General features: G+C 32.9%; 7 protein-coding genes. All 7 read left to right on the forward strand.

Going from position 1 to position 12,276, the window contains the following annotated elements:
• The first annotated feature begins 37 nt into the window (after positions 1–37).
• The 7 genes from DEX24_RS08335 to DEX24_RS08365 all read left to right on the forward strand — a co-directional run bounded on the left by DEX24_RS08335 (position 38) and on the right by DEX24_RS08365 (position 12,273).
• The gene (locus tag DEX24_RS08335) at positions 38–4,240 is read left to right on the forward strand and encodes an Ig-like domain-containing protein (RefSeq protein WP_109305968.1); all 4,203 of its coding nucleotides are present in this window, start codon (positions 38–40) and stop codon (positions 4,238–4,240) included.
• 175 nt (positions 4,241–4,415) lie between these two features.
• On the forward strand, positions 4,416–6,533 hold the full coding sequence (locus DEX24_RS08340) for a DUF4430 domain-containing protein (protein ID WP_109305969.1): 2,118 nt from the start codon (positions 4,416–4,418) through the stop codon (positions 6,531–6,533).
• Position 6,534: 1 nt separating this feature from the next.
• A complete protein-coding gene (locus DEX24_RS08345) occupies positions 6,535–8,331 on the forward strand; it encodes a prenyltransferase/squalene oxidase repeat-containing protein (RefSeq protein ID WP_146192976.1) in 1,797 nt (598 codons plus the stop codon).
• Positions 8,328–8,858 (forward strand): DUF4430 domain-containing protein, encoded by a 531-nt coding sequence (locus tag DEX24_RS08350; protein ID WP_109305971.1) that lies wholly within the window; start codon positions 8,328–8,330, stop codon positions 8,856–8,858. The genes DEX24_RS08345 and DEX24_RS08350 overlap by 4 nt, the downstream gene beginning before the upstream one ends.
• On the forward strand, positions 8,859–9,722 hold the full coding sequence (locus DEX24_RS08355; protein ID WP_109305972.1) for an energy-coupling factor transporter transmembrane component T family protein: 864 nt from the start codon (positions 8,859–8,861) through the stop codon (positions 9,720–9,722).
• Positions 9,695–11,347: an ABC transporter ATP-binding protein gene (locus DEX24_RS08360; protein WP_109305973.1), complete on the forward strand. Its 1,653-nt coding sequence runs from the start codon at positions 9,695–9,697 to the stop codon at positions 11,345–11,347. The genes DEX24_RS08355 and DEX24_RS08360 overlap by 28 nt, the downstream gene beginning before the upstream one ends.
• Entirely contained in the window at positions 11,344–12,273 is a 930-nt protein-coding gene (locus DEX24_RS08365) for an AAA family ATPase (protein ID WP_109305974.1), read from the forward strand. Before DEX24_RS08360 ends, DEX24_RS08365 begins: the two co-directional genes overlap by 4 nt.
• Positions 12,274–12,276 lie beyond the last annotated feature (3 nt).

A 12,276-nucleotide genomic window follows, 5' to 3' on the forward strand; every position in this document is an offset into this window, starting at 1 on the left:
TGACATTTGAAAAACGATTCTAGGGGTGGAATAAAGGATGAAGAAAATAATATCAAAAGTATTGACGTATTTAATGGTATTCATTCTAATGATGTCTGCAACGGTTGTCTCAATACAACCCGTTGTAGCTTCAGCAGAAGAAACGACAACAGTAACATCGTTTAAAACAACATTAGCAGACCGTACAACAAAATCTGACAGACTCACTTTTGATGTTTGGGCTAAAAATAGTGAAAATGAAAAATTAAGCACCAATCAAATAATTGTAACAAACAATGATAAAAAGGTTGCCGTCAATTGGGATGACAGTGAAAAAACAAGCTATACATTAGAATTGGTGAACGGGATAAACAATGTAAAGATTGTTATTACGAATGAATCGGAGACCCTAACAAAAAATTATCAAATTACGCAATTGCCAGCTGAAAACGGGGATCATATTGGTGATTATATTATGTCGGTAGATGGTTTTACAGTTGGCTTAGGCTATATTATCGAGCCGACAAGAATGCCGATTTATAAAGGCCAAACCGCAGCGCAATTACTAGTAGAGCAGCTTGATAAAAATGGATTTACCTATACTTCAACAGGGACACCGACAAATGGTTTCTATTTAGCAAGTATTACGAAAAAAGAAGGCTCGATTTACGATGTCGGTGTAAATATACCGCAAGAGATTGAAAATCTGAACCTTGATATAGACCCAGATGATCATTCTAAATCTTTAGGTGAATTTGATTTCAATAATATGTCTGGTTGGATGTATAAATTAAATAATGTCTTTCCGAATGTAGGTTTTGCGGATAGTTATTTACAAAGTGATGATGTCATGACTGTGCAGTTTACAGTTGCCTATGGAGCAGAATTAGGTGGCGGTTGGGGATCACAAAGTTTTGATTTAGTGAATCGTGATGAAATTACAAAACAATTAGCCTACATAAATAGTGCTGGAGCATATAAAGATGAATTTTTAGCGAATGAAGATATTCAAAAAGCTTACGATGAAAGCTATAAATTAATGGCGAAGTTTGGTATTTCGCAGGAAGACTTGAACGCAGCTGAAAATAATCTGACGACAGCAGTAGCTAAAGTAGCCGAAAGTAAAATTGATACTTTATCAGCTGAAATAACAGAAGCTAATTTTGCTGATGTCCAAAAGATTATTGAATTTATTGAAAATACAACTGAAAAACAAAAACTGATTTTTAGAAATATTGAAAAATATAAGTCGGCAAAATTGATTTATGATCAATTTTTATCAGTGGATGAATTAAAAAAATCAATTGAGAAATTATCAGAGGTGGAGAACCTATCAATTGAAAAAGATTTAAAAGAAGTAGTGGCATTAACGAAGAAATACAAAGAACTATCGGATGACTTTAAAACAAAAGTAACCAACTATTTAATTTTTGAAACTATAAAAAATCAAATGGATCAATTATTAAATGAATCAGTCACTAAAATAATTAAGGATATCACAAACTTACCTAGCGATGAATTACTCACTTTAGAGGATGAATTGAAAATACTTGCTATTGATAAAGAAATTCAAGTTCTTGATGATAACTCAAAAGCTTTAATTACGAATATCGATCGTTTACAAGACAGTAAAAAACAAATGATTGTTTTACAAGATAATAAAAAAGTGGCTGATGTTATCGATAAAATCAATCAACTGCCAGCGACAGATCAACTTATCTTAGATAATGAAACGGCTATTAAAGATGCTAGAAATTCATACAATCAACTCTCAACAACATTAAGAACAAGAGTAACAAATTTAACATTATTAACAGCAGCAGAAAATAAAATTACTTGGTTTAAATCAATTAACACATTAATTACAAATATCTCTAAACTTCCTGAGGTAGGGAAATTAGATTTTTCTTATCAGACAACTTTGAAAACTTATCGTACTACCTATAATGCAATGGATGAGATTCAAAAATCAAAAATCAAAAATTACGAAAAACTGCAACAATTAGAGGCTAGGCTTATTGAAATTGCTCCTGTAAAAGTGGTAGAAGATTTATTAAATTCTTTACCGACAGCATCTAATACGAAATTGACAGATAAAGAAAAAATAGAGGCTGCAAGAAAAGAATTTACAGCACTTTCAGAAGAATTTCAAAAGCTAGTGCGAGCAAACTATACGAAAAAATTAGTAGATGCAGAAAATAAATTAAACACATTAGTACTAGAAGATACGATTAAACAGACGATGAATACGATTGAATCTTTAGCAACAAAAGAAAAGATTACTTTTGAAGATTTACCAGTTATTCAACAGCTTCGAGAAACGTATAAAGGGTTATCTACAGAGTCAAAACTAAAAATAACGAATTATTCTGCTTTCCTAGAAGTTGAAAAAAAATTAGCAAAATTACAAGCCGAAATCACAAAAGTAGATACTTTAATAGCCGACTTACCAGTAGTTGATAAAATCACTTTAAATGATGAACAAGCAATTAGAGATGTAAAAAAAGTAGTAGATGCATTAAGTGAGATTGAGAAACAACAATTGAAGGGGAAAAATCGAGAAAAATTAGTGGCAGTTGTTAATAAAGTGGAAGAATTATTATCAAAACAAAGAGTAAATGAAGTAATAGCATTAATCGATTCATTACCAGAACCAACTAAAGTAACACTGAAAGATGAAGTGAAAATTAAAAATACAAGAAATCAATACTTGGCTTTACAAGCTGAAGAACAAGCGCTTGTGAAAAATGCCTCTAAATTAGATATTTTAGAAGGAACGATTGAAAGTATTAAAACATTTGCATTTAATTCTGAAATCACGTATGTAAATAACTTAATTTCAACTTTGCCAGCACTACAGAATATTGATTTATCAGATGAGCGAATTGTTGAAACAATCGAAACTTCATACAATCTTCTGACAGAAACACAAAAAGAAAAAATTATAGGATATACAGTTATTCCTCAAATGAAATTCAAATTAAATTCTTTAAAAGAAAATGCTTTACAGGTTTTCGAAAAAATCGAAAAACTACCTTCAACTACGACCGTTAAAACGACGGATCGTTCTGCAATTGAAGTAGCTAGAAATGAATATTCTCAATTAACTGTAGCTCAAAAAGGACTTATAACGAATAGTGTGAAGTTAGACCGAGTGGAGAAAACCTTAGCACAGTTAGAATCAACGACCATTTTTAAAATTGTAATTGATATTTTAACTTTGCCAGAAGTGGAAAAAATCACATTAAATGATCGTCCGAAAATAGTTGCTATTGAAAAAATATATAACGAGCTTACTACTAATCAACAACAATTAATTACAAATTATAGTAAGTTGCAATTATTAAATGCACAGTTGGAAGTAATTAGTAAAGAAAATAGTGAGAAGGCTCAAATTGCTATAAAGCAAATTAATAATTTACCCAAAAAAATTACTCAAGCAGATAAGAATACGATTGAACAAGCAAGATTGGCCTATGAGAAATTAACAGTTGAACAACAATCGATCGTTGGAAATTATGAGCAACTAGTAGAAGCAGAGACACAGTTACAATCAATCATCGAAGTAGATATGAAGGCGGCACAAAAAGTAAGTGATTTAATTAACGTCATTTCAAGTGGGAAATTACAATTAAAAGATGAAGCAGCAATTAATTTGGTTCGAAAAATGTTCAACACACTTTCAGTATCTCAACAAAAATTAGTCAATAATAAAGGTGATTTAACAAAAGCAGAGTCAGCTATGAAAAAATTAAAAAATGAAGTAATAGTGACAAGTAAAACGGCAAAATTATCTGTACCAACAGTCGAAAATACGACAACAACAATTAGTGGAACGGCATCTAAATCGACTAAAATTTATCTTTATAACGGCAGTAAATTATTGCAATCAGCAGCAGTAACTGATAGTGGGACATACAGCTTGAAAATAAGTAAGCAAAAGAAAAATACGAAATTAAAGTTTGTCTTAAAAAATATTGAAGGTAAAACAGTTAAAACATTAACAAAAACTGTACTAGCGGCAAAAGTGAGTGCTGTCAAATCAGTGAAAGCAACTACAATAAAAGTAACAGGTTCCGCATCAAAAAATAACACGATTCAAATTTATAAAAATAGTAAAAGAATTGCGACGAGTAAAGTAAATAGTAAAGGGACGTTTATAACGAAGATCGTTAAACAGAAAAAAGGTAGTAAATTAAATGTCTATGCAGTAGATCATGCAAATAATAAAAGTAGTAAGACGACGGTAACAGTTAAATAAAATAAAAGAATACATGTCGAAATGTACTTTTAACAAGAGAAATTATTAGAAATCGCTTAAAAAGTGATTTCTAATTTCTTTTGTTTAAATTGTATTGGCCCTCTATTCTATTTTTACGAATGAGACTGAATAATTTTAGTCTTATTCGTAAATTGAGAATCGGAGGTTATTGTCAGTGAAAAAAGTATTTAAACGAAAAGTACTATACATAGTAAGTATAATTTTATTGATTTTCAGTTCTTTTGCCATTTCATTCGCAAATAGTAAGGAAGCTATACCGAAGAACCCACTACTTGAGGAGTCAAGTGAGTTACCGAAGGAACTTATACTTACAGGAGTGGATGGAAAAGAGTCGATTCAAGCACATAAAGGACCGACAAATTCCGAGGATCCAGAGCTTCAAAGAGAGACAACAACTTTAAATAACGAAGAAAAAGAAAGTGACTCCTCTGATAGAGAGGTGTCGAAGGAAGTCGTAAAAGAAAAAAAAGAGAAACAACAGCCATTTGAAAATAATCAACAAGAAAGCAATACAGACAGTGAAAAAGTAAATTCAAATGATATTTCAAGTAATAATAGCAAGGGGAAAACGGCAGAAATACCAAAGGAAGTCAATCATTCTAAGAAAGAAGGTAATGATTCAAATGTAAATCGTGAACAATCCACTCCACAGGAAAAAGAAGATGAAAAGCCTACGAGTGATGACATAGAAATCGTTCAAGGAGAGAAAGAAGAAAATCCATACTTTATCACATCGATTAAAGATGGAGAAATGGTTTCTAAAAAAGAATATACTTTTTCAATTACTCAAAAAAATAAGAATAGTCAAGTGAAAAAAACAGCGATTAGCTTGAACGCCAATTTATTAAATGATTTTAGTGGTCAAGTAGAGCTTATTCAAGGGAAAAACACCATTGAGATAACAATTATTTATGATGATGAAAAGAAAACTATGGTGCAACGCTCCTATGAAGTTTTCTTTATCGAGAATAAATTAGTCATTCAAACGAATTTAATCGATGAATATAAAACGTCTGAGAAAGTCATTTATTTTACAGCACAGGCCAGATTCAATGAAGAGAGTATAGAACCTGAAGTTTCATTAGAAGGAACAACTTTAGTAAAAACTGTAGATGGTCAATACAAAGCAAGTTTAAATGAAGGTAGAAATGAATTTGTTATTGAAGTTGAACGAGCGGGAGAAAAGAAGCAGCAAGTACTTCATATAATATATGAAGAAAAACAATCGAAAATAGTAATTGAAACAGATTTAAGAAATATGCAAACGACAAATGCGGAAATCACTTTTTACGCAAGAGCGACTATTGATGACCATGAAATTCCATTAATTGCAAAACTAAATAACAAGCAATTAAAGGAGAAAAATCATTATTTTTCTGATCTATTACAAGAAGGGAAAAATACGATTACCGTTGAAAGCGAATTTGAAGGAGATCAAAAACGTTTAACTTATACGATTTATTATACAGCGCCAGTCGATGACAATAATTCGAATATCGTTCCAGATGATGAAAATGGACCGATCATCCGTACAGATTTGAAAAATAATATTCAAGTAAACGGTACGGTGAAAAATATTGCCATTTGGGCAACTGATGCAAATGAACAAAGAATCTTTGCGAGTAACCTCAATGTACTCGTTAATAATAAAAAGGCGACATTAATTTGGGATGACCAAGAAAGAACGAGCTATAAATTAAAGCTTCAGCAAGGTAAAAATAATGTTGTCATTAAGGCTTGGGATAAAGAAGGAAGAATAACGACGAAAAGCTTTACAGTGTACGCTAAAAATATTGATTCCGGTGATGTAATTGGTCACGCCACGATTAGTATTGATGGTTCAACTGTAGGCTTGGGTTCTATAGTCCCGCCAACGACTGTCGAATTATATGAAGGAAAAAATGGTGCATATATTTTAGATGCGTTCTTAAAAGCAAATGGCTTCACATATTCGAGTACGGGTACATTGGACAGCTCCTTTTATCTAGCTGTATTAAAAAAACAAGGCTTAACAAATGGCATTAAATTACCGAGTGATATTTTGAAAGATTTAGAAAAAAATGAAGTCGATTATGATGTAGAAAATTACGTCGAAGGGGAATTAGGCGAATTTGATTTCACACCTATATCAGGTTGGCTCTACTCTATAAATGGGGATTTCCCTAACTATGGATTTTCTGATGCAGTCTTTTTAGATGGCGATGTCATTGAAATTCGCTATACCGTTCTTTTAGGTGGCGATTCAGGTTATGGGAATGGAGGCGCAAAATAACATGAAATGGTTCAAACAACTTCTTCTCTTTAGTTTATTTATTCTTCTTCTGTTCGGTTTTACGAATAAAGTTTCTGCAATGAATGAAACGGAGACGAAAGAGAAGATTGAAGGCATCATCAATTGGAAAAAAGCTACGTTAAACATTAGTTCAAAAGATAGTTTGTTAAACTATGAACTTTTGAAAGAGACTGGGAATACTTCAGTCGATTGGTATGTTTTTGCCATGGCAAGAGCCGGTTATAACGATCAGTATGCAATTTATAAATCGATGCTAAATGAAGTAGTTTCAAAAAGATATATGCGAAGTGAAAAGTTAAGTGAATCGAAAGCAACAGAGTGGCATCGTATCACTTTAGCTTATTTAGCAGTTGGAGGCGATCCGACGAATGTAAATAATGAAGAAATCAATCTAATAGCAGACGGTGTATATAATAGAGGCAAAATGAAGGCCTTAAATTCACAAGGTATCAATGGTTTAACTTGGGGATTAATTGCGTTGGATTCAATGAAGTATAAAGTTCCGAAAATGGCATTTGAAAATCGTCAACAAATCATTCAAAAGATTATCGATGCACAACAGCAAGATGGAGGCTTCTCTTTATTAAAAGGGGAATCGAATATTGATTTAACAGCTATGACGATTCAAGCATTGGCACCTTATTACAATAGTGAAGAAGAATTTTCCGGGGAAAAGGTTCGAACGGTCATTGATCGAGCACTTGAATTTATTAGAAAGAATCAAACAGATTCAGGTGCCTTTGCACAGGATGGATTAGAAAATTTAGAAACAACAGCTCAAGTAGTTGTCGCATTAACATCGTTACATATCGATCCACAAAAGGATGAACGCTATATAAAAAATGGTTTTTCATCCATTGATGGAATGATGCAGTTTTTCCAACCTGATGGAGGCTTCATTCATTCGAAAATATACGATGAAACGAATCCAACATCCTTACCTGATGAATCGAATACTATGGCAACAGAACAGGCACTATATGCTTTCGTCGCATTATTAAGACAGCAAACAAATACACGGAATTTATATGACTTTAGAGAGGAGCAGTCAGAAAAAATAAAAGAAAAAATAGCTCAAGTAGAAAAAGCGATAGACAAGAGTGATTCTTCAGAAGAGCTAAAAGAGATACTTCAACTATATGAAGAAATTCCAGCTGAGGAGCGCTCTTATGTTGCAAACTATAAGAAATTGATTGAATTGGCAAAGCAATATAATCAATCATTAGATGACACCAAACTTTCAACCATTCATTCTAACAATCATTCAATGACGATGACACCTGTTCAACTTTTTTCAAATGATAGAGTAAAGAATAAAGGATTGACAACAAAGGATTTACAGAGGATTCATCACTTACCGAAAGATGTGTCCACTGCAGATTACGTTGAAGTAATCGCATTATTAGACCAAGTAAAGAAAACAAATACGAAAGAAATCGCGATCTTACAAAAAAGAAAGAAAGAGATTGAACAATTACAGCAAAAAGTCAATGACTTGAATAATGAAGTCATTGTAGCGTTATATCCATTTACCTCCCTCACGTTAAAAGATGAGGAAAAGGTTCTAGAAATTAATGCGAAATATGAGGAGTTATCAAAATATGAACAGCAACAAATCGTCAACCATAGTGATATTGAACAATCAGTCGATCAAATAAAATCTTTAAAACAACAGAAATGGTTGAAGATTATTGCCAGTATTTTGTTAGTAGCGAGTAGCCTTCTATTTATCTTTAAACGTATAAAAAATAAGAGAAAGCAGATGGAAGAACAATGAAAAAAGACTTTTTGCTCGTCGTATGTATCGCATTATTAATTGCCATCTTTTTTTCAGGAACAAAAATTCAATCAGTCGAACAGTATGAAAGTGTCACGAAAGATACAATAACGGAAGAAACCCCTATTGTTTATTTATCAATTGACGCGAGAAGTATAAAAAAAAATGAAAAGTTACTAAAGCCTGAACTACTAAAATACATGCCGTCTGATGGTGTCATTCTGAAAAAAACAGCTTATGTGCTGAGAAAAAATGATACAGCATTTGACCTATTACTACGTGCAACAAGACAGAATAAAATACAAATGGAGTATCAGGGTGCTACTGATAATTCTTTTAATAGTGTGTACGTTCAAGGCATCAACTATTTATATGAATTTTCTGCAGGTAGTAATAGTGGGTGGATGTATCGAGTGAATGAATCGTTTCCGAATAAAGGGATAAGCCGTTATAAATTAAAAGAAGGGGATGTTGTGGCGTTACAATATACGACTAATTTAGGAAACGATATAGGAGGGCGGCAATAAATGAAAAATTTTAAAGAACTACATCCAAGCGTACTTATTATTTATTATTTGATTTGTATAATTGTTATTAGCTTATTAAATGAGCCACAACTTGTAAGTATCGCCTGCCTAACTATGATTATCTTGCTTCTATCGTATAGTACGCTTCAGCATGTACTCAATGAATTAGTATTTATCGTCAGTCTAACCCTATTAATAGTCATAGGGTTTCTTTATTTTTATCATAATGGCATCACGCCAATGTTTTATTTAAATGATTTACCTGTAACGGTTGAAGTGTTGAAATATAGTATGTTTACAGCGCTTTTGGTTGCCTTTTTCTTGTTATCGATTCAAGTGATGATCCATACGTTGCCATCCAATCGGATTATTTATGTCTTTACAGCATTTATCCCGACAGTAGGTGTTTTCCTCGCATTATGTATCCGCTTTATCCCAACAATTAAAGAACATTATAAAGAACGCGTAGAAGTACAAAAAATCAATGGTTATTTTGCTACGAAAAGTAGATTTGATCGTTATTTTGCCACGCTTCAACTCCTCGCAGATTCTATCTTTTGGGCGCTAGAAAATACCTTTAATAAATGGACCTTAATAAAAACAAGAGCATTTAATACGAGTAGAAGAACGACTTTTAAACGCTTTTCATTTAATGGAAGTGCCTATAGCCAACTGATACTTCTATTGGCTGCAACAATTACACTATTATTTTACTGGGATGAATTAAGATTTTATTATTTTCCAGAAACCAAAATAATCGAACAAAAGAGTCAGCATTTAGTAATCATTCTGGCAATGGTTTGGCCATTGTTCTTAGAACTGAAAGGACGAATCACATGGTTTTATTACAAATCAAAAATGTAAGTTTTACATTACCAACGGAAGAGAGAATTTTAAAGAGGATTGATTTAACGATTGAGGAGGGCGAATTTCATGTGGTTTTTGGACCATCTGGCTCAGGTAAAACGACTTTACTAAAGATGTTCTCACAGCAACTTCGTCCTTTTGGAAATTTTGAAGGTGAAATAGAGATTAATGGTGTAAATATGATGGATCTAAACGAAGAACAGTTAGTACGTACGATCCGCTTTGTTCATCAAAATCCAAATGATCAAATTATTTTTGAAGATGTTTTACAAGAGCTTGCTTTTGGTTTAGAGAATTTAGGTATTCCAAGTGATGAAATTCAAAATAGAATGGCTGAAATGGTTCACTTTTTAAAAATAGAAAGTTGGCTTCATGAGAAAACAGCCTACTTATCGGGTGGACAAAAACAAATTTTAAATTTAGCAAGTGCCTTAATTATGCGACCGGATATTTTATTATTAGATGAACCAACCGCTCAACTCGATCCTTTAGCAGCTACTGATTTTATCCATCTACTTAAGCGTGTTAATGATGAGTTGGGTACGACAATTATTTTGATTGAACATCGTGTACAAGCATTGTTTCCTTTAGCAACAAGTATGACTTTTTTAGAGGGTGGGGAAGTGAGATTTTCTTGTCCAACAAATAAAATTCTCGAATACTTATCTGGTCATGAAAATATGGTACGTCAAGTACTTCCGCCAGGTTTGTTATTAAGTCATGACCTGGGACTAGAAGATGCTCCATTTACGGTAAAAGAAAGTATTCAATTATTGAAAAAGTACCATATAAGTCAATTGCCTTTTATTAAGGATTTACCAAGCACTTATACGACAGAAGTACTAAAGTTGAAAAATATTTCTTTTAGATACGATAGAAAAGGACGCGACGTTTTAAAAAATATTCATTTTTCTATCGCAGAAAATGAAATCATGACGATTTTCGGAAACAATGGTTCGGGGAAGACAACTTTATTAAAAATAATTACGGGACAGAAGAACCCTTATGCAGGGGAGTTATTCATTGACGGTGTCAAACAGAAAAAGTTGAAGAGTCTGTATGCCTCACGTAAGTCAATCGGTTATTTACCACAAAACCCCTTAGCATTATTTATTGAAAAAACAGTTTTAAAGGATTTTGAAAAATATTGCCGTCGATTAGAAATAGATCCTGTGAAAATAGATGAAGTAGTCGCCAAACTAAATATAGAAAACTACCTTCATAAACATCCAGAGGATTTAAGTGGTGGTGAAATTCAACGAGTTGCTTTAGCTAAACTATTATTGAATAACCCGAAAATCCTCTTACTAGATGAACCGACAAAAGGACTCGATTTATTTTCAAAAAACCAAATGGCCGATTTATTACTGCAACTAAAACAACAGTCATGTGCCATTTTAATTGTTACACATGATTTAGAATTTGCCGTAAAGGTTGCAACGAGTGTGGCGTTATTTTTTGATGGCAAGGTATTGGAAAAACAATCACCAAGAATCTTTTTTTCAAACAATCATTACTATACACCAGCAATTTCGAGAATCGTTCGACCATTCGATTCGAATATTATTAACTATGAAGAATTACTGCAATCAACTAAAAATTTGATAGGAGAATTTAAATGAATAATCAAGTAGTAGAAGTAGTCAATGAAGTAAATAAAGTGATTTCAGGTAAGCAGAATATCGTCGAAAAAGTTCTTATGGCTATTTTAGCAGAGGGTCATATTTTACTAGAAGATGTCCCAGGCGTTGGTAAAACAACATTGGCATTAGCCTTTAGTAAAGTATTTGGTTTAGACTTCAGTCGTATTCAGTTTACGCCAGATGTGACGGCTTCGGATGTTGTTGGCTTTACTTATTATGATCGTGAACGTCAAACCTTCAGCTATCAAAAAGGAGCAGTCATGAGCCACTTCATTTTAGGGGATGAAATTAATCGTACATCAAGTCGTACACAGTCAGCCTTATTAGAAGTAATGGAAGAAGGGGCTGTTACAGTGGATGGAGAGCGTCATGAAATGCCTAAACCATTTATTGTTATGGCAACTCAAAATCCCATTGGTTCAGCTGGCACGCAGGCATTGCCTTTAGCGCAATTAGATCGTTTTATGTTGCAATTATCAATTGGTTATCCTGATTTTGAAAGCCAGGTTGAGTTATTAAGAAACAGACAGAAAAAACAGCCTTTAGATGAGATTCGAGCGGTTCTATCAGCCCATGAACTCATTGAACTACAAAATAGAGTAGGTGATGTTTTAATGACAGAGGAGCTTTTAGCCTATGTCACAAGATTGACAGTAGACACGAGAAATAATACCAATATTTTATATGGTGTAAGTCCTCGAGGAGCTTTAGCTATCTGTAAAGCGGCAAAAGCTTGGGCATTTATTAAAGGAAGAAGTTATGTTATTCCTGAAGATATTATGGCTGTATTTGTTGATCTTTGTCAGCATCGTGTTATTTTGCAACCGCAAACGACATTAACTGCATGCGACGTATTAAAAGACGTATTATTGAACACAAAAACACCGGATTATGTGGCTAGATAAGGG

The sequence above is a fragment of the Kurthia sibirica genome (assembly GCF_003143975.1).
GTDB lineage: Bacteria > Bacillota > Bacilli > Bacillales_A > Planococcaceae > Kurthia > Kurthia sibirica.

Bases quoted from the DNA above. Each gene is read 5' to 3' on its own strand.
- DEX24_RS08335 (WP_109305968.1), top strand. From the start codon at position 38: ATGAAGAAAATAATATCAAAAGTATTGACGTATTTAATGGTATTCATT.
- DEX24_RS08350 (WP_109305971.1), top strand. From the start codon at position 8,328: ATGAAAAAAGACTTTTTGCTCGTCGTATGTATCGCATTATTAATTGCC.
- DEX24_RS08365 (WP_109305974.1), top strand. From the start codon at position 11,344: ATGAATAATCAAGTAGTAGAAGTAGTCAATGAAGTAAATAAAGTGATT.
- DEX24_RS08345 (WP_146192976.1), top strand. From the start codon at position 6,535: ATGAAATGGTTCAAACAACTTCTTCTCTTTAGTTTATTTATTCTTCTT.
- DEX24_RS08355 (WP_109305972.1), top strand. From the start codon at position 8,859: ATGAAAAATTTTAAAGAACTACATCCAAGCGTACTTATTATTTATTAT.
- DEX24_RS08360 (WP_109305973.1), top strand. From the start codon at position 9,695: ATGGTTTTATTACAAATCAAAAATGTAAGTTTTACATTACCAACGGAA.